The 21,445-nt window shown below is 64.8% G+C and carries 18 protein-coding genes and 1 pseudogene; 14 read left to right on the top strand and 5 right to left on the bottom strand.

Annotated features, from left to right (window positions below):
* Positions 1–11: 11 nt before the first annotated feature.
* A complete protein-coding gene (gene polA / locus AC0Z2B_RS10600) occupies positions 12–2,777 on the top strand; it encodes a DNA polymerase I (protein ID WP_476296550.1) in 2,766 nt (921 codons plus the stop codon).
* Between the two features lie 319 nt (positions 2,778–3,096).
* On the opposite strand, the gene yihA is transcribed toward polA, so the two are convergent.
* Positions 3,097–3,729 carry a ribosome biogenesis GTP-binding protein YihA/YsxC gene (gene yihA, locus AC0Z2B_RS10595; RefSeq protein ID WP_416421737.1) on the bottom strand — a complete coding sequence of 211 codons (633 nt, stop codon included), beginning with the start codon at positions 3,727–3,729 and terminating at the stop codon, positions 3,097–3,099.
* A gap of 231 nt (positions 3,730–3,960) precedes the next feature.
* Between yihA and AC0Z2B_RS10590 the strand changes: the two are divergent.
* From AC0Z2B_RS10590 to AC0Z2B_RS10560, 7 genes and pseudogenes are all read left to right on the top strand, one after another.
* Positions 3,961–4,104 (top strand): annotated as a pseudogene (locus tag AC0Z2B_RS10590) (hypothetical protein); the annotation flags it as partial.
* On the top strand, positions 4,104–4,712 hold the full coding sequence (locus AC0Z2B_RS10585) for a c-type cytochrome (RefSeq protein WP_476296548.1): 609 nt from the start codon (positions 4,104–4,106) through the stop codon (positions 4,710–4,712). The pseudogene AC0Z2B_RS10590 and the gene AC0Z2B_RS10585, both read left to right, overlap by 1 nt.
* A gap of 156 nt (positions 4,713–4,868) precedes the next feature.
* The gene (locus AC0Z2B_RS10580; RefSeq protein ID WP_476296546.1) at positions 4,869–5,519 is read left to right on the top strand and encodes a thiol:disulfide interchange protein DsbA/DsbL; all 651 of its coding nucleotides are present in this window, start codon (positions 4,869–4,871) and stop codon (positions 5,517–5,519) included.
* A 13-nt stretch (positions 5,520–5,532) separates the two neighbouring features.
* Positions 5,533–6,411: an endonuclease/exonuclease/phosphatase family protein gene (locus AC0Z2B_RS10575; protein WP_476296544.1), complete on the top strand. Its 879-nt coding sequence runs from the start codon at positions 5,533–5,535 to the stop codon at positions 6,409–6,411.
* Positions 6,408–8,465 carry a diguanylate cyclase gene (locus AC0Z2B_RS10570; protein WP_476296542.1) on the top strand — a complete coding sequence of 686 codons (2,058 nt, stop codon included), beginning with the start codon at positions 6,408–6,410 and terminating at the stop codon, positions 8,463–8,465. The genes AC0Z2B_RS10575 and AC0Z2B_RS10570 overlap by 4 nt, the downstream gene beginning before the upstream one ends.
* 223 nt (positions 8,466–8,688) lie before the next feature.
* Positions 8,689–9,465, top strand: coding sequence for an N-acetylmuramoyl-L-alanine amidase (locus AC0Z2B_RS10565; protein ID WP_416421742.1), 777 nt, complete (start codon positions 8,689–8,691; stop codon positions 9,463–9,465).
* Positions 9,466–9,544: 79 nt separating this feature from the next.
* Positions 9,545–11,164 carry an EAL domain-containing protein gene (locus tag AC0Z2B_RS10560; protein ID WP_476296540.1) on the top strand — a complete coding sequence of 540 codons (1,620 nt, stop codon included), beginning with the start codon at positions 9,545–9,547 and terminating at the stop codon, positions 11,162–11,164.
* Here the strand turns inward: AC0Z2B_RS10560 and AC0Z2B_RS10555 are convergent.
* Together AC0Z2B_RS10555 and algB are read right to left on the bottom strand one after the other, a co-directional pair.
* Entirely contained in the window at positions 11,161–12,948 is a 1,788-nt protein-coding gene (locus tag AC0Z2B_RS10555; RefSeq protein ID WP_476296538.1) for a KinB sensor domain-containing domain, read from the bottom strand. The two genes, AC0Z2B_RS10560 and AC0Z2B_RS10555, sit on opposite strands and share 4 nt — an antisense overlap.
* On the bottom strand, positions 12,945–14,291 hold the full coding sequence (gene algB / locus AC0Z2B_RS10550; protein WP_416421745.1) for a sigma-54-dependent response regulator transcription factor AlgB: 1,347 nt from the start codon (positions 14,289–14,291) through the stop codon (positions 12,945–12,947). The genes AC0Z2B_RS10555 and algB overlap by 4 nt, the downstream gene beginning before the upstream one ends.
* 211 nt (positions 14,292–14,502) lie before the next feature.
* On the opposite strand from algB, the gene AC0Z2B_RS10545 reads away from it, so the two are divergent.
* From AC0Z2B_RS10545 to AC0Z2B_RS10520, 6 genes are all read left to right on the top strand, one after another.
* Entirely contained in the window at positions 14,503–15,354 is an 852-nt protein-coding gene (locus tag AC0Z2B_RS10545; RefSeq protein WP_476296536.1) for a BON domain-containing protein, read from the top strand.
* Positions 15,355–15,597: 243 nt separating this feature from the next.
* Positions 15,598–15,816 (top strand): hypothetical protein, encoded by a 219-nt coding sequence (locus AC0Z2B_RS10540; RefSeq protein WP_476296534.1) that lies wholly within the window; start codon positions 15,598–15,600, stop codon positions 15,814–15,816.
* A 69-nt stretch (positions 15,817–15,885) separates the two neighbouring features.
* Positions 15,886–16,050 (top strand): DUF1328 domain-containing protein, encoded by a 165-nt coding sequence (locus AC0Z2B_RS10535; RefSeq protein WP_027981030.1) that lies wholly within the window; start codon positions 15,886–15,888, stop codon positions 16,048–16,050.
* Between the two features lie 5 nt (positions 16,051–16,055).
* Positions 16,056–16,526, top strand: a complete 471-nt coding sequence (locus tag AC0Z2B_RS10530; RefSeq protein ID WP_473005017.1) for an Ivy family c-type lysozyme inhibitor — start codon at positions 16,056–16,058, stop codon at positions 16,524–16,526.
* A gap of 741 nt (positions 16,527–17,267) precedes the next feature.
* Positions 17,268–18,596 (top strand): glutamate/aspartate:proton symporter GltP, encoded by a 1,329-nt coding sequence (gene gltP / locus AC0Z2B_RS10525; RefSeq protein WP_476296531.1) that lies wholly within the window; start codon positions 17,268–17,270, stop codon positions 18,594–18,596.
* Positions 18,597–18,699: 103 nt separating this feature from the next.
* On the top strand, positions 18,700–19,941 hold the full coding sequence (locus tag AC0Z2B_RS10520) for a nucleoside recognition domain-containing protein (protein ID WP_476296529.1): 1,242 nt from the start codon (positions 18,700–18,702) through the stop codon (positions 19,939–19,941).
* Here AC0Z2B_RS10520 and AC0Z2B_RS10515 read toward each other — a convergent pair.
* Together AC0Z2B_RS10515 and AC0Z2B_RS10510 are read right to left on the bottom strand one after the other, a co-directional pair.
* Positions 19,911–20,531 carry an ABC-type transport auxiliary lipoprotein family protein gene (locus tag AC0Z2B_RS10515; RefSeq protein WP_476296527.1) on the bottom strand — a complete coding sequence of 207 codons (621 nt, stop codon included), beginning with the start codon at positions 20,529–20,531 and terminating at the stop codon, positions 19,911–19,913. The two genes, AC0Z2B_RS10520 and AC0Z2B_RS10515, sit on opposite strands and share 31 nt — an antisense overlap.
* Positions 20,528–21,445 (bottom strand): MlaD family protein, encoded by a 918-nt coding sequence (locus AC0Z2B_RS10510; protein WP_416421752.1) that lies wholly within the window; start codon positions 21,443–21,445, stop codon positions 20,528–20,530. The genes AC0Z2B_RS10515 and AC0Z2B_RS10510 overlap by 4 nt, the downstream gene beginning before the upstream one ends.

Here is a 21,445-nt window from a genome sequence, read left to right as displayed (position 1 = left end):
TGATTCTGCTCATGAGCAAAGCTCCCCTCGTCCTGGTGGACGGTTCTTCCTACCTGTATCGGGCGTTCCATGCGCTGCCACCGCTGACCACATCCAAGGGAATGCCGACCGGCGCGGTCAAGGGCGTGCTGAACATGCTCAAGAGCCTGCGCAAGCAGTACCCCGACAGCCCGTTCGCCGTGGTGTTCGACGCCAAGGGCGGCACGTTCCGCGATGAAATGTTCGCCGACTACAAGGCCAACCGCCCGAGCATGCCCGACGACCTGCGCGTGCAGGTAGAGCCGCTGCACGCCAGCGTGCGGGCCCTGGGCTACCCGCTGCTGTGCGTGGACAACGTGGAGGCCGACGACGTGATCGGCACCCTGGCCCGCAGCAGCGCCGCCGCCGACCGCCCGGTTATCATCTCCACCGGCGACAAGGACATGGCCCAGTTGGTGGATGGCCACGTGACCCTGGTCAACACCATGACCGGCAGCGTCATGGACATCGAAGGCGTGAAGGAAAAATTCGGCGTGGGGCCGGAGCACATCATCGACTATCTCGCCCTGATGGGCGACAAAGTCGACAACATCCCTGGCGTTCCCGGCGTGGGCGAAAAAACCGCCGTGGGCCTGCTGGTGGGTATCGGTGGCGGCCTGAAGGAGCTGTACGAGAACCTCGACAAGGTCCCTGCCCTGCCGATCCGCGGCGCGAAGAACCTGCCGGCCAAGCTTGAAGAACACAAGGACATGGCGTTCCTGTCCTACCAGCTGGCCACCATCAAGATCGACGTCGCGCTCGACGTGGAAGTGGAAGCCCTGGTGTGCGGCGAGCCGGACCGCGAGGCCCTGGTGGAGCTGTACACCGAGCTGGAATTCAAGAGCTGGATCGACGAAGTGCAGCGCGACGCCAAGCGCGCCGGCCAGGAAGTGGTGGCCGAGGCCACCCCGGTGGCTGCGGTGGAAACCCGCTACGAAACCATCCTCGACCAGGCGCGTTTCGATGCGTGGCTGGAAAAACTGAACAAGGCCGAGCTGTTCGCCTTCGACACCGAGACCACCGGCCTGGACGCCCAGAAGGCGCAGCTGGTAGGCCTGTCGTTCGCCGTGCAGCCCCACGAAGCGGCCTACATCCCGCTGACCCATTCCTACATGGGCGCTCCCGAACAGTTGGACCGCGACACCGTGCTGCGCGCGCTCAAGCCGCTGTTGGAAGACCCGGCCAAGGCCAAGGTCGGCCAGAACGCCAAGTACGACATGAACATCCTGGCCAACTGCGCCATCGGCGGCGATCCGGCCCAGGGCATCAATGTGCAGGGCGTGAAGTTCGACACCATGCTCGAATCCTACGTGTTGGACTCCACCGCTACCCGCCATGACATGGACAGCCTGGCGGCCAAGTACCTGGGCCACACCACCATCACCTTCGAGCAGATCGCCGGCAAGGGCGCCAAGCAGCTGACCTTCGACCAGATTCCCCTGGAACAGGCCGGCCCCTATGCGGCGGAAGACGCCGACGTGACCCTGCGCCTGCACCAGCTGTTCCAGGCCAAGCTGGCCGCGGCGCCAAGCCTGATCAACGTGGTGGATAACATCGAGATGCCGCTGGTGCCGGTGCTGGCCAAGATCGAGCGACAGGGCGCGCTGGTCGATGCTGCGCTGCTGGGCGTGCAGAGCGGCGAGCTGGGCGGGAAACTGGCCGAGCTGGAGCGCCAGGCCTACGAAATCGCCGGTGAGGAGTTCAACCTCGGTTCGCCAAAGCAGCTGGGCGTGATTCTCTACGACAAGCTGGGCATGCCGGTGCTCAACAAGACCGCCAAGGGCCAGGCGTCCACCGCCGAAGCGGTGCTGGCGGAGCTGGCCGAGCAGGACTTCCCGCTGCCCAAGGTGCTGATGCAGTACCGCTCCCTGAGCAAGCTGAAGAGCACCTACACCGACCGCCTGCCGGAGCAGATCAACCCGCGCACCGGGCGTATCCACACCTCCTACCACCAGGCGGTGGCCGCCACCGGCCGCCTGTCGTCCAGCGACCCGAACCTGCAGAACATCCCCATCCGCACCGCCGAAGGTCGGCGCATCCGCCAGGCCTTCGTGGCGCCGGCGGGCTACAAGCTGCTGGCGGCGGACTACTCGCAGATCGAACTGCGCATCATGGCCCACCTGGCCAAGGACGAAGGCCTGCTGCACGCCTTCCAGAACAACCTCGACGTGCACCGTGCCACGGCTGCGGAAGTGTTCGGCGTGGCGCTGGAGCAGGTCACCATCGACCAGCGCCGCAGCGCCAAGGCCATCAACTTCGGCCTGATCTACGGCATGAGCGCCTTCGGCCTGGCCAAGCAGATCGGCGTCGATAACAAGCAGGCCAAGGAATACATCGACCGCTACTTCGCCCGCTACCCTGGCGTGCTGGCCTACATGGAGCGCACGCGCACCCAGGCCGCCGAGCAAGGCTACGTGGAAACCCTGTTTGGCCGCCGCCTGTACCTGGCCGACATCAACGCCAAGAACCCGGCCCTGCGCAAGGGCGCCGAGCGTACCGCCATCAACGCGCCGATGCAGGGCACGGCGGCGGACATCATCAAGCGCGCCATGGTGGCCGTGGATGGCTGGCTGGGCGAGTCGGGCCTGGATGCCCGGGTGATCCTGCAGGTACACGACGAACTGGTGCTGGAAGTGCGTGAAGACCTGGTCGAGCAGGTCAGCGAGCAGATCCGCCCGCACATGAGCGGTGCCGCCGAGCTGGACGTGCCGTTGCTGGTGGAAGTGGGCGTGGGTAACAACTGGGACGAGGCGCACTGATAGCGGTGCGTTTGGACGCGGCCGTTGGCCGCTACTACGGGGTTTGTGTTCGGACGGATGCGGATGCGACGGGACCTACGTAGCAGCGGCCGAAGGCCGCGTCTAAGCAGCCACCCGCTTAGGACAATAAGTTTTGAGCGCTGCGGGAACTAAACCTGTCAAACCCGACTCAGAGTACCTGAATGGCTGGTGAAGCCGTTCGATGCTCCTATGTTGTGTTAAGTGTTGGCAGATATCTGGACCCCGCCCTAGCGGTCCGGAACTTGGACCCCGAACTTCCCCTCCCCATACGAAGTCCGGGGTTTTTTTTGCCTGGAATTCAGCCTTCGACCTTGTCCGGCAGTTCCATCCAGCGCGCCAGCACGGCATACGCGTCTTCCAGGCCCATGCGCTTGGGCGCCGAGAACAGCTGGATGCTGACCGCATCACCCCAGCCCTTGCGAATTTCCGACTGCACCTTGAGCAAGGTGTTCTTGGCCGCGCCGTAGGTCAGCTTGTCGGCCTTGGTCAGCAGGATGTGCATGGGCATGTGGCTGGCCACCGACCAGTCGAGCATCAGCTGGTCGAAGTCGGTCATCGGGTGGCGGATGTCCATCATCAGGATCAGGCCCTTGAGGCTCTCGCGGCTGCCCAGGTACGCCTCGAGGTGGCGCTGCCAGTGCTGCTTGAGCGGGATCGGCACCTTGGCGTAGCCGTAGCCGGGCAAGTCCACCAGGCGGCGCTCCTCGTCCAGCTGGAAGAAGTTCAGCAGCTGCGTGCGCCCCGGGGTCTTGGATGTGCGCGCCAGGCTGGCGTGGGTCAGGGTGTTCAGGGCGCTGGACTTGCCGGCGTTGGAGCGGCCGGCGAAGGCCACTTCAAAGCCTTCGTCATCGGGGCACTGGTCGACCTTGGCGGCGCTGAGCGAGAAGGTAGCCTGTTGGCACAGACCGAGGATGGGGTTTTTGACTTGCATGTGATTTCCGCTGTGGGGCGACGCCGGGCAAGGGCCCTGGCAGGCGGGTCGTTTCCGCTTCGCTGACGTCGGTAGTATATAATGCCGTAGATTTCGTGTGTGCTTTGTCCCGTTGCCGGGGACACACCTTGGGGGCATCTCTGTCGTAGTTGCGCATTAGAACGCAAATTTCCCCAACCCTGAACCTCTCGTTTCAGGACGAAACAGCGGCTTGCTGCTAGCGTCTTTGATGTAATACAGGGTTTCAAGGCTATGCCGCCGCGTGGATTGTGCACGGACTGCAGTGCCGAAGACTACAAGACCGTAATCCACTGGATGAGCGGCCCAAGCCTGCGGCACAGATCTATCACCCTTAGCCGTAGTTGGATTAGCTGATGAAAAAAATAATAGTAAGTCTGCTTGTGACCGCAGCAGGGCTGACCGGCATGGCCCATGCGGCGGGTGACCCGGCTGCCGGGCAGGCCAAGGCGGCGGTCTGTGGTGCCTGCCACGGGCCGGACGGCAACAGCATGGCGCCCAACTTCCCGAAACTGGCCGGCCAGGGCCAGCGCTACCTGGAAAAACAGCTGCACGACATCAAGTCGGGCAAGCGCCAGGTGCCCGAGATGACTGGCCTGCTGACCAACCTCAGCGACCAGGACCTGGCTGACCTTGCCGCCTATTTCAACAGCCAGAACGGCAGCGTCGGCGCCGCCGACCCCAACCTGGTGGCCAAGGGCGAGGCGCTGTTCCGCGGCGGCAAGCTGGACAGCGGCATGCCGGCCTGCACCGGCTGCCACTCGCCCAACGGCGTCGGCAACCCCATGGCCGGCTTTCCGCACCTGGGCGGCCAGCATGCGCAGTACGTGACCAAGCAGCTCACTGACTTCCGCGAGGGCAACCGCACCAACGACGGTGACACCATGGTCATGCGCAGCATCGCCGCCAAGCTCAGCAACAAGGACATCGAGGCCCTGGCGTCCTATGTGCAGGGCCTGCACTGAAGCGCTTGTCTTGCCTTGAAATGAAACAATCAAAAAGGGCGGCCGTGGCTGCCCTTTTTCTTGAAGTCTGCCGTTACACTAGCGAACTGAACCCTTCGGCAACGGGTCTCACGGCCCGTCGCCGCATGGCGATCCCTTTTTGCTCAGGAGTAAAGCATGCGTAATCTGATCCTCGGCGCCGCGCTGGTCGCAGCCAGCCTGTTCGGCATGACCGCCCAAGCCGCCGATGCCCCGCTGGAAGCGGGCAAGCAATACGTGGAACTGACCAGCCCGGTGCCGGTCGCCCAGCCTGGCAAGATCGAAGTGGTCGAAATGTTCTGGTACGGCTGCCCGCATTGCTACGCCTTCGAGCCAACCATCAACCCATGGATCGAGAAGCTGCCGGCTGACGTGCACTTCATCCGCATCCCTGCCATGTTTGGCGGCCCGTGGGACCTGCACGGCCAACTGTTCATCACCCTGGACATGATGGGTGTGGAGCACAAGGTGCACTCCGCCGTGTTCGACGCCATCCAGAAACAAGGCAAGCGCCTGACCGACCCTGAGCAGATGGCCGACTTCGTCGCTACCCAGGGCGTGGATCGCGCCAAGTTCCTGGAAACCTACAATTCGTTCGCGGTGCAGGGCAAGGTCAAGCAGTACAAGGACCTGGCCGTGGCCTACGGTGTGCAGGGCGTGCCAACCATGATCGTCAACGGCAAGTACCGTTTTGACCTTGGCACTGCAGGTGGCCCTGAAGAAACGCTGAAAGTGGCCGATGCACTGATTGCCAAAGAACGTGCAGCCAACAAGAGCGCTGCCAACTAACCTCAGGTGACCTGTGCGCCGCTGGAGAACCGAACGTGTCGTTGGCCTGCGTGATCCGCGGGTCAACGAGCATCATGTAAACACCAGCGGCCTCCCCGAGGATGGCCGGCTGCGCCTGCTCAGTTTCAACATCCAGGTTGGCATCAGCACCGAACGCTACCGCCACTACCTGACGCGCAGCTGGCAACACCTGTTGCCGCACACCGGCCGCACCAACAACCTGCAGAAGATCGGCGGCCTGCTCGCTGACTTCGACCTGGTTGCCCTGCAGGAGGTGGACGGCGGCAGCATTCGCTCCGGTTACGTCAACCAGGTCGAATACCTGGCCCACCTGGGCGCCTTCCCCTACTGGTACCAGCAACTCAACCGCAACCTTGGCCGCCTGGCCCAGCACAGCAACGGCATTCTCAGCCGCTTGCGCCCCTGGAGCCTGGAAGACCACCCGTTGCCCGGCCCGGCCGGCCGCGGTGCCATCCTGGCGCGCTTTGGCGAGGGTGACGAAGCGCTGGTGGTGGTCATGATGCACCTGGCCCTGGGCACCCGTACCCGGGCGCGGCAACTGGCCTACATTCGCGAACTGATTGGCGGCTACAAGCACCAGATCCTCATGGGCGACATGAACACCCATGCCAGCGACCTGCTGCAGCATTCGCCCCTGCGCGACCTGGGCCTGCTGGCGCCCCAGGCCGAAGCCACGTTCCCCAGCTGGCAGCCCAAGCGTTGCCTTGATCATATTTTGCTCAGCCCCAGCCTGACCCTTGAACGGGTGCAGGTGCTGGCCCAACCCATTTCCGATCATCTGCCCGTGGCGGTAGAGATCCGCTTGCCCGACACCCTCGTGGCCGATGCGCTGCCGGCGCTTCGCCCCTCACCTCGCAGACCCTTGGCATGACCGAAGAAGCCCAGCGCTGGAAAGAAAAGTACCTCAAGAGTATTGAACAGCAGGAGAAACTGGAGCGTCGCTGGAACGCGCGGCTCGACCTGTTGCGCCGCGGCCTGGTGCGCAGCACCCTGGCTGCCGAGGGTACCGACAAGGCCGTGGACCAGTGCATGAAGGAAATGCGCGAGGTGGTGCGCACCGACGACATGGACGCCGGGCTGGCCGCACTGATTCCACGCCTGGAAAAGGCCGTGCTGGATTCCGAACAGCGCCGCGAGACCCGTGTCACCCAGATCAGCACTGCACTGACCGCGCTGGTCGACCAATTGCAGAAGCTGCCGCTGCCCCGCGATGTCAGCAAGCCGCTGAAGAAATTCGCCAAGCAGCTGGAGGAGCGCGCCGGCCAGGCGCGGGAGATTCCGCTGCTGCTCAGTGAACTCAGTGGCCTGCAAGGCCAGGCCCTGGCGGGCATTGAACATACCGCCGACTCGCAGCGCCAGGGGCTGTTCCAGCGCCTGTTCGGTGGCCGTGACGCCGAGCAGACGGAAGCCGTGCCAGAGCCCGCATCTGTGCAGCCCCAGCCCGTCGCTGCCGCCGCCCCGCCCGTGTTGGACGCCGCCCCGGCTGAGGTGCTCGATGTTTCGCCGCCAGCTGAAACCCCAGCCCTGGTGCCGCAACCTGCACCGACGCCTGTTGAAGTGGCTGCACCTGAGCCCGCGCCCCAGCTGGAGCCCCAACTGCAGCCGGCCCAGCCCCCGGAGCCCGACGAGGCAGTGGCGCAGCCGGTCGACGAGCAGCCGGCCGCGCAGGTGCAGCCCTTCGTACCCACGGTGCTGGCCCCCGCCAGCGAGCCGCCGGCCCCGGTGCCCGAATCGCCCGCCGCTGCCCCCGAGGTCGCGCCGCCGGTGTTCATCGACCGCCTGCCGCTGCCTTCGGTAATGGCCGAGGCCATCGCCGCCATTGATCCCCAGGAGCCAGGCGAGGACCTGCTGTACGCCCTGCCCCCCTCGCCAGAACCGTCCTACAGCTCGGTGGCCGCGCACATCGAAGAAACCCTGTTGGGGCTGCTCAACGACCTGACGTTGCCGGAACGTCATCGCCCGCAGGCCGAGGCCATGCAGGACCGGCTGCGCCACGGGCTGAACTGGTACGAACTGCTGCCGATCCTCGACGACCTGGCCACCCTGATGCTGGCCATCAACGACAGCGGCCAGCATGATTTCGAGCTGTACCTCAAGCAGTTGAACGAGCGCCTGGATACCTTCCAGAGCCATCTGCAGGCCGCCAGCGAAGGCCACGCCGACAGCCGCTCGGCCGCCCGCGAGCTGGACAACCAGCTGCGCGAGCACGTGGATGGCATGCAGACCAGCATGCAGGGCGCTACTGACGTGGCCAGCCTCAAGCAGGTCCTGGAGCAGCGCCTGGAAGGCCTGATCGGCACCATCGATGCCCACCAGCAGCAACGCGACCAGCGCGAGCAGGAAATTGCCACGCGCCTGCAAGGCCTGGCCGAACGCGTGGCCAGCATGGAAGGCGAAGCCCAGGGCTACCGCGAGCACCTGGAAGAGCAGCGCCAGAAGGCGCTGATCGACCCGCTCACCGGCCTGCCCAACCGCGCGGCCTGGACCGAGCGCCTGGAGCAGGCCGTGGCCCTGCGCCAGGAGGATGGCAGCGAGCTGCTGCTGGCGATGCTGGACCTGGATCACTTCAAGTCCATCAACGACAGCTACGGCCACCTGGCCGGCGACAAGGTGTTGAAGATCATCGCCAACGAACTGCGCAAGCGCCTGCGGCCCATGGACTTCATGGCGCGCTTTGGTGGTGAGGAGTTCGTCATGTTGATCCCGCACACCTCCATGGTCGAAGGCGTGCGCCTGGTGGAAACCCTGCGCGCGGCGGTGGAAGCCTGCCCGTTCCACTTCAAGGGGCAGCGCGTGACCATCACCATTTCCATCGGCGTCGCCGGTTTCCGTGGCGGCGAGCGCAGCGAGCTGGTGCTCAAGCGCGCCGACGAAGCCCTGTACCGCGCCAAGGCGGCTGGCCGCAACCGCGTGCTCCACGCCTGAAGCTGACGGCAAACTACATACGTCGCGTAGCAGCTGCCGAAGGCTGCGTCCGGCGGCGGTCCTGCGCCGCTCCGGGACGCGGCCTTGGGCCGCTGCTACAGGTGCGGTGAGCGCAGGATTTCGCGTAGCGGCAGCGGCTACGGTGCGGGTCGAGAAGACGCGGAGGTTGCGGGCTGTGTGTTATACTATTGCATTACTGCCCACCAAGTTGCCGCCCACCTTTATGAAATTCCTCGGCTGTGCCCTGCTGTTGCTCGCGTTGGCGGGCTGTACCAACGGTCTGCGTATCGACCACAGTCATCCCTCGGTCAACCATGACAGCCGGATTCAGTTCGTGGTGCTGCACTACACTTCGGCCTCGGACGAGCGCTCGCTGGCGCTGCTGACCCACGGCGAGGTCAGCGCCCATTACCTGGTGGGCCTCAACCCGCCCACGGTCTACCAGCTGGTGGATGAAGGCCAGCGCGCCTGGCACGCCGGCGAAAGCGAGTGGGATGGCCGCACCTGGCTCAACTCCAGCTCCATCGGCATCGAGATCGTCAACCCAGGCTTCACCGACGGCCCCAATGGCCGGCTCTGGTACCCCTACACCGAAGCCCAGATCCAGGCCGTGGAAGCGCTGCTCAAGGACATCGTCAAGCGCTACAACATCGAACCACGGCACATCATCGGCCACAGCGACATCGCCCCCTTGCGCAAGCAGGACCCGGGCCCGCTGTTCCCCTGGAAACGCCTGGCCGACGAAGGCCTGGGCATCTGGCCCGACGCCGGCGCCGTGGCGCGCAACAAGGCCCGCTTCGAGGTCAACCCGCCAAGTATGACCTGGTACCAGCAGCAGCTGTCGCGCCTGGGCTACATGACCGTGCAGACCGGCCAGCTGGACGTCACCACCCGCCACGTCATCGCCGCGTTCCAGATGCACTTCCGCCCGGCCCGCTTCGACGGCGAGCCCGACGCCGAAACCGCCGCCATCCTGCAGGCGCTCAACAGCCAGCGCTGAGTTGCCCAGCTCCGCCCAACGGCAAGGCTAAATCCCGTCCAGTTGCTATACCTCAAGGTGAGCAACTGGATATTCACCCATGTCTTCCGCCTACGTGCGTCTTCGCAGCGCCCTTTATCGTCCCTGGTTAATGGCGACGCTGGCGGCTGTCGCGTGCGCGGCGCTGTTGCTCAGCGCCAGTTTCGGGCTGGTGATGCACCAGGTCCAGCAGACTGAAATCGAGCAGATGAATGCCCGTGGCGACCGTTTCCTCGACCGCCTGGAGCAGATCTTCGGCCAGCTGCGCGAGAGCGTCGACCTGCTCAACGAACAGAACCTGCGCGGCTGCGGGCCGGCGATGACGGCGGCCCTGCAACAGGTGGGCTTCGACAACCGCTTCGTCTACGACGCGGTCTACAACGATGGCGAGCAAAGCTGCTCCAGCCGCCCGTCCGAGGCTGGCACCCTGGCCATGCGTGCCCCGGACATCAAGGGCCCGACCTACAGCTATTGGCTCAACACCACCACCCAGCCCGACGATAACCTCGCCGCCCTGCGCCTGGGCCGGGGGCCGTTCAGCGTGTCCACCTCCCGCGGGCACCTCACCGACGTGGTCGACCTGGCACCCGGCGGCAGCCTGCTGGTGGTGCTCGACAAGGGCAAGCGCGCAGTGCCGGTGCTGGGCCCGCCCCAGGCCTGGCCGCCAGCCAGCGATTGGCCGCCACCCTCGCAACAGCCGCTGCTGGTGACCCGCGACAGCCTGATCTACCGCATGTTCACCAAGTCGCCGGACTACCAGCTGGTGTTGATCGCCCCGCGCACCAACCTGCTGCCGAAAATGAACGCGGCCTTGTGGGCGCTGTTCCCCGGCAGCCTGCTGCTGGCCGGGTTCGTGGGCTGGATGGTGCTGGAACTGGTGCGCGAACGCCGCTCCCTGAGCAATGAACTGCAGGGCGCGCTGCGCCGTGGCGAGCTGAAGGTGCTGTACCAACCGATCTTCGACCTCAACAGCCGACGATGCGTGGGCGCCGAGGCGCTGGTGCGCTGGCGTCGCCCGGATGGCACGCTGACCAGCCCCGACCTGTTCATCCCCATGGCGGAAAACACCGGCCAGATTCGCGAAATCACCGATTTTGTCCTGCAACAGTTGTTGGAACAGTTAGGCCAGCTGCTTCGCGCCAACCCCCACCTGTATGTCTCGGTGAACCTGGCGGCCGTCGACGTGATGGTGCCGCGCATTGGCCGCGTGGTTGCACGGCTGCTGGCCCAGCACCGGGTGTCGGCGCACCAGATTGCCTTCGAAGTGACCGAGCGCGGCCTGATTGACGTGGTGGTGGCCCGTGACAACCTGCAAGCCTTGCGGGACGTGGGCCATCAGGTGCTGATCGACGACTTCGGCACCGGCTATTGCAGCCTGGCCTACCTGCAGACGCTGCCGGTGGACTGCCTGAAAATCGACAAGGCGTTCATCGACGCCCTGGGCCATGACGCCGCCAGCAGCGGCGTGGCCCCGCACATCATTCGCATGGCCCACGCGTTGCAGCTGCGGGTGATTGCCGAGGGCATCGAGTTGGAGGCCCAGGCGCTGCTGCTCAGCAGTGAAGGGGTGAACTACGGCCAGGGCTGGCTGTTCGCCCACCCGCTCAACGCGCGGCAGTTCAGCGAACTGGTGACCCGCGGCCGGCGCCTGGCCGGCCGGCGCATCGACGACGAGGCCTAGAGCGGCAGGGTCATGTAGAACTGCGTGCCCTGCCCCGGGCGTGAATACACGCCCATGCGCCCGCCGTGCAGCTGCACGATCTCCTTGCACAGCGCCAGGCCCAGGCCGGCGCCGCCTTTCTTGCGGCCCACCTGCACGAAGGGCTCGAAAATGCGCCCCTGCTGGCCGTAGGCAATGCCCTCGCCGTTGTCTTCCACGCTGATAATCACCCGTTCGGCATGGCGCCGCGCCTGCAGGCGAATGCGCCCGCTGTGTGGGGTGTGGCGCAGGGCGTTGTCCAGCAGGTTGTCGAGCACGCGGTCCAGCTGGGCCTCGTCGGCGTGCAGGCGCGGCAGGGCGTCCTGGTGTTCGATCACCAGGTCGATATCGTTCGCCCGCGCCTGCTCGGTGAAGCGCTGCTGGGCACGGCTGAGCAGGTCGTCGATGGCGCACGGCCCGCGGGTCAACTTCTGCAGGCCGTTCTGGTAGCGGGAGAAGTTCAGCAGGTCGTTAATCAGCTGCATCAGCCGCTGCATCTCTTCCTTCACCGTGTCGAAGAGGTCGGCCTCGCGGGAGTCGGGGGCGAAGTGCACGCGCTCCTGCAGCAGGCCGAAGGCCATGTGCATGCCGGTGACCGGGGTGCGCAGCTCGTGGGAGGCGCGCAGCACGAACTCGCTGCGCACCCGCTCGAAGGCGCGCTGCTCGGTGACGTCGTGCAGCACCATCACCGCGCCGAGGATATGCCCCTCGGTGTGGCTGACCGGGGTCAGGCTGTAGGCCAGCAGGCGGGTCTCGCCGTCCAGCTCGAAGCTCAGGTCTTCCAGCGCCCGCTCCAGGCTGCCGCCGCGCAGGATCAGCTTCAGCTGCGTGTCCATCTCCGGGCGCTGCAAGGCCTCGCCCAGGCCCATGCCCACGCGGTCGTTCTCCCAGCCCAATTGCCGCTGGGCGACCGGGTTGAGGTGCTCCAGGCGGCCGTCGCGGTCAATCATCAGCAGGCCGTCGTCGATGCTGTCGAGCACCGCCTGCAAGCGTTGCTGGCCGGCCAGCAGTTCGTCGATGTTGGTCTCCTGGTGCTTGCGCAGCACTTGGGCCATGGTGTCGAAGCGCTGGGTCAGCTGGTTGAGCTCGGCGGCCGAAGACTGTGGCAAGGCCACATCGAAATTGCCCTGGCTGATGTTGTCGGCCGCCGTGGCCAGCGCCTCGATGGGTTCGCCGAAGCGCCGGGCGATGTTGTGCGCGGTAAAGAAGCCGATCAGCAGCACCGCCAGGCCCACCAGCCCTAGCAGCGCCGAGACCATGACCGCACGTTCGTGGGTGCTTTCCTGGGCGCTATTGATGTTGTCCAGCGCCTGCTTGTGGGCGTCGAGCATGCCGTTGCGCAAGGCGTTGAGGGCGTCGCTGAAGGCGGGGTTGTCGCTGATGTCGCCGTCCTGGGCGATGGCCTGCTGGTAGGCGGCCAGGAAACGCTGGTAGTCGCGAGCGGTCTGGGTGAAACCGGCGGGCTGGTCGTGTTCCTGCTCATGGGCCAGGCCCTGGCTGATCAGGTCCTGGAACTGCTGCTGGGAGTTGGTCAGGGCGTTCTTGTCGGACTGCTCGTTGAGCATCATGATCAACTGGTCGCCCAGGTTCTGGCGCAGCTTGAGCCCCAGGTCCAGGGAGACGAAGTTGTAGTGCACCAGGCCTTCCTGGGACCTGGCCAGCTGCATCACGCTGACCAACCCCAGGGCAAGGCCCAGCAAGGCCACGGTGATCAGCGCCGAGAAGCTGAGAAACAGCCGGGTCCGCAACTTCATCGGCAACCTCACAGGTTGTACTGTTTGCGTTTGCGATACAGCGTCGAGGCGTCGATGCCCAGGGTCTTGGCCGCCTGGTCCAGGGTGTCGCTGGTGGCCAGCACGGCGCCGATGTGGGCTTTTTCCAGCTCATCCAGGCTCAGCGCCGCGCCAATGCGCGGGGCGTTGTTGGCCGGTTGCTCGGCCATGCCCAGGTGGCTGACTTCCACGCGTTCCTGGGCGCAGATGATGCTGGCGCGTTCCACCACGTTGCGCAGTTCGCGGATGTTGCCTGGCCAACGATAGTTGAGCAGCGCCGCGCGCGCCTCCTCGCTGAAGCCGCGGGCGGGGCGGGCGTATTCCTTGACGAAGCGCGCCAGGAAGCGGTCGGCCAGGGTCAGGATGTCTTCGCTGCGCTCGCGCAGGGGCGGCAGGTGCAGGGTGATGACGTTGAGGCGGTACAGCAGGTCTTCGCGGAAGCGCCCTTCGCGCACCATGTCCTCGAGGTTGAGGTTGGTGGCGGCGAGGATGCGCACGTCGGCGCGGCGGGTGACCGGGTCGCCCACGCGCTCGTATTCCTTGTCCTGGATGAAGCGCAGCAGCTTGGGCTGCAAGGTCAGCGGGAAGTCGCCGATCTCGTCGAGGAACAGGGTGCCTCCGTCGGCCTGGTTGACCCGGCCCAGGGTGCTTTCGCTGGCGCCGGTGAAGGCGCCGCGGCTGTGGCCGAACAGCTCGCTTTCCATCAGCTCGGCGGTCAGCGACGGACAGTTGATGGTCACGCAGGCTTTTTTCGCGCGCTTGCTCCAGCCGTGGATGGCACGGGCCAGCTCGCCTTTACCCGTGCCCGACTCACCCAGGATCAGGATGTTGGCGTCGGTATTGGCCACCTGGCGGGCGGTCTCCAGCACCACCATCATGGCCGGGCTATGGGAGTCCAGCCCGTCCTTGGGTTTGCGCACCTCGCCTTCCAGCGCTTCCAGGCGTGCCGACAGCTGGCGCACTTCCAGCTGCTTGGCGGTGGCCAGGCGCAGTTGGTCTGGGCTGCAGGGCTTGACCAGGTAATCGGCGGCGCCGGCCTGGATGGCGTCCACGGCGGTGTCCACCGCCGAGTGGGCGGTGACGATCACCACGCGCATCCAGGGCGCCTGGATGCGCATCTGCGCCAGCACGTCCAGGCCGTTGTCCTCGCCCAGGCGCAAGTCCAGGAAGCACAAGTCGAACACCTGGCGCTGCATCAGCGCGTCGGCCTGCGCCGCACTGTTGGCGGTGGCGACGCTGTAGCCTTCGTCTTCCAGGCAGTAACGGAAGGTGCGAAGGATGGCGGACTCATCATCCACCAAGAGGATTCGGCCTTGGTGTTCCGTGCCAGCTTCCATTTTCCTACGCTCCTTTAAGAATTGTCTTGGGTTAGTGTCAGAATAATCGGGCAAGTTGCATGGTCAATTCTGATTCATTCGGCGACCTGCATGGTAACTATCTGTTGATAACTGCACTAACCCACTGGTTCCCAAAGAAAAAATAGAAAATTAAGCCCTTGGCATGGCCGTTGCGGGTCTCACCCGACCGTCTGTAATAAGGAGCTTTGTCATGAATGCCCTCAAACGCCTGGCCCTGGCCTGTTCACTGGGCGCCGTGCTGGCGCCCGCCATGAGCCACGCCGCGACCCTCGACACCAACCAGGTCAGCAGCCAACTGCAAGCCGCCCGGCAGGAAGGTTCGATCTGGACGGCCTTCGCCCTCAACCGTCACCTGAGCCCGTTCAAGATCGACGTCAGCGTCGCCAACGGGGTGGCGACGCTCAAGGGTCAGGTAGAGAACGAGGTGGACCGCGACCTGGCAGAGCAGATTGCCGCGCAGACCTCCGGCATCACCAAGGTCGACAACCTGCTGACCGTGGACCCGACCCTGGCCAACCAGCCGCCCGTGCAGAAGCGCATCGCCCAGCGTTTCGATGACGCCACCCTGACCGCCACCATCAAGTCCAAGCTGCTGTGGAACAGCGCCACCCAGGCGCTGGACACCGAGGTGGACACCCAGAACGGCGTGGTGACCCTGAAGGGCCAGGCGCAGACCGCCGACGCCAAGCAGATGGCCGGCGACCTGGCGCGCAACACCGAGGGCGTGACCCAGGTGAACAACCTGATCAGCCTGGGCGCCGCCGACACCCAGACCACCCAGGCCGAAGCCCAGGCCAAGACCACCGAGGCTTCTATCAGCGACGCGTGGATCACCAGCAAGGTCAAGGCCAGCCTTCTATATAGCCGCGACGTGGATGGCATCAACATCAAGGTCGACACCAAAAGCGGCATGGTCACCCTGGGCGGCGTGGTGGCCAGCACCGAAGAGAAGGCCCAGGCGGTGGAAATCGCCCGCAACATCCGCGGCGTGCGCGGGGTGGACGCCGACCTGCTCAAGGTAGCTGGCAAGACCACTGGCTGAGCGCATCGTGCAAAACGCCCGAGCAACCTGTGGCCATCGTGCAGGTTGCTCGCCACAGGGTCTTGTTTCTACGCCGCAACCACCTGATTTCATTGGATTTTTTCTTAATTTAAAACTGGCACGCTGTCTGCAATATCCCTATCAAGCAGTGATGATCATCAAACCAAGAGGAGTTACAGGATGAGCCGCCAATGTCTAGCCCATTTGCCGATCTCTTCCCAGCAGATCCAACAGGGTCTGTCCGTGACCCTTGCTTTGATGATCACCCTGCTTGCCGGCCAGCTTTATCAACACTGGCACGAAGGCCAAGAGGCGCAACTGGCCCAGGCCCATCCGGCAATCAGCTACCCGCATTTCAATGCCGTCAGCGCCGGCGCCGCCCACCCGTCCCAAGACACGGCCTTGCTGCAACGGGCCGAGAGCAACGACCAGGTGGAGCGGCACCAGAGCTGGGTGTTCTAGATGAAGCCTCGCCCCTGGCGAGATCGCAGTAGGCAGCACCCCATTTAAAAAACGGTAAGGAGAGTCACCATGTTGAGTTGGGCAGTCACATTCCTGATCATCGCCATCATCGCTGCAGTACTGGGCTTCGGTGGTATCGCTGGCGCCGCGACCGGGATCGCCAAGATCCTGTTCATCGTCTTCCTGGTGCTGTTCGTGGCCTCCTTCATCTTTGGCCGTCGTGGCCGAGGCTGACGCCAATGAAAGGCATGACCTTCAAGGCTGCCACCGTGGCCCTGCTGTTGGGCTGCGGTGGCATGGCGGTGGCGGCCAATGACGGCCAGGTGCAGGTCAACGGCTTGTTGAGCAGCGACCCGCAGTACCGCGACACATGGCAAGGCGTCGTAAGGAAAGAGGAACGGGTGCCCGATTGGGTGCTGAACCTCACGGGCGTCTCCGAGCAGCAGATGTCGGCCGTGGAAGAAGGTGGCGACAAGTACCTGGTGGGCCCGCTGTGCGAAAGCCAGCAGGTCTGCAAGAACCACCGGCTGATTGTTGCCTTCAGTTGGAACAAGAAGCACGCGTACGGCATGTTGGTGGACGTCCCCGAGGGGCTGCCTGCCGACAAGTCGCCGACCCGCCACGCCGACTACCGTTGGCTGGGCAAGCCGGACCAGGGCATGCAAGCCCTGTTGATGGAGCAACTTAAAAAGGACCCGAACTGGTACTGACCAGTGGTTTCCAAAGAAGCTGAACCTTTTCAACGATTTAGCTTCTACTAACTGCGCCCGCCCGAGGAGGGCCGACGCATGACCAAGGGGCCGGGACGCTTTGATTGCCGCATGATCGGAGTGACCTAGGGGTACAGGGAGTGCCTCCAGCCGTGGGCCAGGTCAGGAGAAAGCTGCGACGGAAGTCCGCGTGCCAGCAATGGCCGGACTTCCGGAGAGCTTGAAACTTGAAAGAACCGCCAGGTGAGCTTCGGCGGTTTTTTTGCGTTTGGTCGGCTGGTAAGGGCTTCAGGCAGGGACTTTTTGTCGCAGCACCCTTGACCATCTATCGCGATTTTTTTCCCTCTTGCGCCACCGTCGCCGCGCGAAAAGCGCGTTCGGATTGTCGAACAATGCTCGGCCGACCCCCCGTTTAAAGGGACGTATCGGCTGATTGGGTGCCGTTTCGGCCACCGTCGATAATCCGAACGGGTGTAGAGCAACCCGTTGTGACGTCCGTTCGACACAAAAAATATCATGCCGATTCGGCATAGGGTAGGCGTTTACGGCATTAGACGTCGCGAGCCTGCATCGGAATAGTTGCGCCTTTTTTCGATGGCCAGAGCCGCATGGGTTCGGTCGCGAAAACCTTCTACGGGGGCATCCGCAGACCTGCCTGAACGAGCTTGCAAGGCTCAAGCCTGCGGGTTACGGCGGATCTAACGCAGATGTCCCGGATTCACTTGAAGCAAGGGTAATAATATGAAGAAGGCAAAACTCAGCCTCGCCTGGCAGATCCTCATCGGTCTGGTACTGGGCATTGCATTGGGCGCGTTTCTCAACCACTTCAGTGCCGAAAAGGCCTGGTGGATCAGTAACGTCCTGCAACCGGCTGGTGACATCTTCATTCGCCTGATCAAGATGATCGTTATCCCGATCGTGATTTCGTCACTGGTCGTCGGTATCGCCGGAGTGGGCGACGCGAAGAAGCTGGGCCGCATCGGCCTCAAGACCATCCTGTATTTCGAGGTGGTGACCACCATCGCGATCGTCGTGGGCCTGCTGCTGGCCAACGTGTTCCACCCTGGAACCGGCATCGACATGAGCACCCTGGGTACCGTGGACATCTCGCAATACGAGAAGACCACCTCCGAGGTTTCCCATGACCACGCGTTCATCGCCACCATCCTCAACCTGATCCCGTCGAATATCTTCGCGGCCATCGCCCGTGGCGACATGCTGCCGATCATCTTCTTCTCGGTGTTCTTCGGCCTGGGCCTGTCGAGCCTGCCGGGTGAAACCCGCGAGCCGCTGGTGAAGATCTTCCAGGGCGTGTCGGAGACCATGTTCAAGGTCACCCACATGATCATGAACTACGCGCCGATCGGTGTGTTCGCCCTGATCGCCGTGACCGTGGCCAACTTCGGCTTCGGCTCGCTGCTGCCGCTGGCCAAGCTGGTGATCCTGGTCTACGTCGCCATCCTGTTCTTCGCCATTGCCGTGCTGGGCCTGGTGGCCAAGCTGTTCGGCTTCTCGGTATTCAAGCTGTTCCGCATCTTCAAGGATGAACTGGTACTGGCCTACTCCACCGCCAGCTCCGAGACCGTGCTGCCGCGCGTGATCGAGAAGATGGAAGCTTACGGCGCGCCGAAGGCCATCAGCAGCTTCGTGGTGCCGACCGGCTACTCGTTCAACCTCGACGGTTCGACCCTGTACCAGAGCATCGCGGCCATCTTCATCGCCCAGCTGTACGGCATCGACCTGTCGATCAGCCAGCAGGTGATGCTGGTGCTGACCCTGATGGTCACCTCCAAGGGTATCGCCGGCGTGCCTGGCGTGTCCTTCGTGGTACTGCTGGCCACCCTGGGCAGTGTGGGCATCCCGCTCGAAGGCCTGGCCTTCATCGCCGGTGTCGACCGCATCATGGACATGGCCCGTACCGCACTGAACGTGATCGGCAACGCCCTGGCCGTGCTGGTCATCTCGCGCTGGGAAGGCATGTACGACGACGCCAAGGGCGCGCGCTACTGGAACTCGCTGCCGCACTGGCGCAGCAAGGCAGCCGCTGCCGGCAAGGCTGTCGCCGAGTAACCGCGTTTCGGAAACATCTGCAAACCCCGACCCCCGTGTCGGGGTTTGTCGTTTCTGGACGGGGGCCGCTATCATTCGCGGCAACTTCCTTGGGGTATGACTGATGCTTAACGGCCTTTGGCTCGGCTTTTTCGTGGTGGCGGCGATCTCCGCCCTGGCCCAATGGCTGGTAGGTGGCAACGCCGGCATCTTCGCGGCCATGGTGGAAAGCATCTTCGCCATGGCCAAGCTGTCGGTCGAGGTGATGGTGCTGCTGTTCGGCACCCTGACCCTGTGGCTGGGCTTCCTGCGCATTGCCGAAAAGGCCGGCATCGTCGACTGGCTGGCCAAGGTGCTGGGCCCGCTGTTCGCCCGGCTGATGCCCGAAGTGCCCCGTGGCCACCCTGCCCTGGGCTTGATTACCCTGAATTTTGCCGCCAACGCCCTGGGCCTGGACAACGCCGCCACGCCCATTGGCCTGAAGGCCATGCGCTCGCTGCAGGAGCTCAACCCCAGCACCACCACCGCCAGCAACGCGCAGATCCTGTTCCTGGTGCTCAACGCCTCGTCGCTGACCCTGCTGCCGGTGACCATCTTCATGTACCGCGCCCAGCAGGGCGCGCTGGACCCGACCCTGGTGTTCCTGCCCATCCTGCTGGCCACCAGCGCCTCCACCCTGGTGGGCCTGCTGTCGGTGGCGGTGATGCAGCGCCTGCGCCTGTGGGACCCGGTGGTGCTGGCCTACCTGATTCCCGGCGCGCTGCTGCTGGGCGCGTTCATGGCCCTGCTGGCGGGCATGTCGGCGGCGGCGCTGGCCAGCCTGTCGTCGATCCTGGGCAACCTGACGCTGTTCGGCCTGATCATGCTGTTCCTGGTCATCGGTGCGCTACGCAAGGTCAAGGTCTATGAAACCTTCGTGGAAGGCGCCAAGGAAGGCTTCGACGTGGCCAAGAACCTGCTGCCGTACCTGGTGGCCATGCTCTGCGCCATCGGCGTGCTGCGTGCTTCCGGTGCCCTGGAGTTCGGCCTCGACGGCATTCGCCATGTGGTGCAGTGGCTGGGCCTGGACACCCGCTTCGTCGACGCCCTGCCCACCGCCATGGTCAAGCCGTTCTCCGGCAGTGCCGCGCGGGCCATGCTGATCGAGACCATGCAGAGCAAGGGAGTGGACAGCTTCCCGGCGCTGGTGGCCGCCACCATCCAGGGCAGCACCGAGACCACCTTCTACGTGCTGGCCGTGTACTTCGGCGCCGTGGGCATCCAGCGGGCCCGCCACGCCGTGGGCTGCGCGCTGCTGGCAGAGTTCTCCGGCGTGGTGGCGGCCATTGCCGTGTGCTATTGGTTCTTCGGCGCCACGGCGGCCTGAGCCAGGGTCCATTCGATCACCTGGGCGCTGAGCCGGTCGCTGGCCTGGCCGAAGGCGGCGACCACGTTCGGCACTGCGGCGCCGGCCACCGCCTGGCTGACCTCGAAGCGGCGGCTGGCGAGGATGCGCTGGCTACGGCCATCCACCAGCCGTGCGTCCAGGCGCACGCGCACGCTGACGCCACCGGCGGCGTATTCACTCTGGAACGCCTGCAACTGGCCACCCAGTTCAAAATCGGCCTGCACGGTGCTGTCGTCGTTGCTCAGGCCGCGCAGGCGGCCGTCGCTGATGAAGGCGTCGAGCAGGCGGTTGCGCAGCAGCACTGGCGCCGGGTCGCTCCAGCGCGCGCCTTTGTAGCTGCTCACCACGTCGCCCTGGGGCAGCACAGCGATGCGCGGGCTGTTCAGGGCATCACCGGCCTGGGGTTTGCCGATGCGCAGCGTCCAGGGCAGGCTGGGGCCGCCGTGGGCCGTGGTTGCCCCAGTGGGCAGGCGGTAGACGTCGGCCGGCTCGGCCTTGGGCAGGATCGAGCAGGCGGCCAGCAGGCCGATGACCAGGCCCAGGGCCACCCCACGCAGCACGGCACTCATGGTTCAAACTCCTTGTTCTGGTCGCGGCCCAGCAGGTAGCCGCCGGGGTTGGCCTGCAGCCGTTGGGTGATGGCCTTCAGCGCAGTGAGGGTGTCGCGCAGCTCGCGAATCGCTGGCGCGAGCTGGTTCAGGCCTTGCAGGCCGCCGTTGACGGCGTCGCGGTTGTTCGCCAGAAGCCCGTTGAGCGTGGCGGCGCTCTGCTGCAGCGACTGCATCGCCTGTTGGGCGCTGCCCATGGCCTGGCGGCCCTGCTGGTTGAGCAGGCCGTTGGCGTTGTGCACCAGCTGGCCGGCCTGGTTCAGGGTGCCCGCTGCCTGGCTGATGGCCTGGCGGATGTCGTCGCGCTGGGCGGCGATGCTGCCGGTCACCTGTTCCATGTGTTCCAGGGTGGCGCTGAAGCGGTCGACGTTTTCCGCCGACAGCAGGCGGTTGGCGTTGGCCAGCAGCTGGTTGACGCTGGCCATCAGGTCGTTGCTGTTGGTCAGCAGGCGGGCGATGGGCGACGGCGAGGCGACGATCACCGGCAGGCGGCCTTTGTCGCCCGTAAGCGTCGGGCTTTGCGGGGTGCCGCCGCTGAGCTGGATGATCGAGGTGCCGGTGATGCCGTTGAGCGCCAGCTTGGCCAGGGTGTCCTGCTTGACCGGGGTTTCGCCGGTCAGGCGGATGCGGGCCAGCACCCGGCGCGGGTCTTGCGGGTCCAGGCGCAGCTGGGTGACGTCGCCTACCTTGATGCCGCTGTACTGCACCGAGCTGCCGCGGGACAGGCCGGTGACGGCTTCGTTGAACACCACTTCATAGTCATTGAAGGCGCTGTCGACGCTGGATTTCGCCAGCCACAGGCCGAACAGCAAGGCGCCGACCACCACCAGCACGGTGAACAGGCCGATCAACACGTGATGGGCGCGGGTTTCCAT

Source organism: Pseudomonas sp. GYB4201 (genome assembly GCF_056312595.1).
The sequence above is the reverse complement of the archived record's forward strand: the minus strand, read 5'-3'. Positions and strand labels throughout refer to the sequence as shown.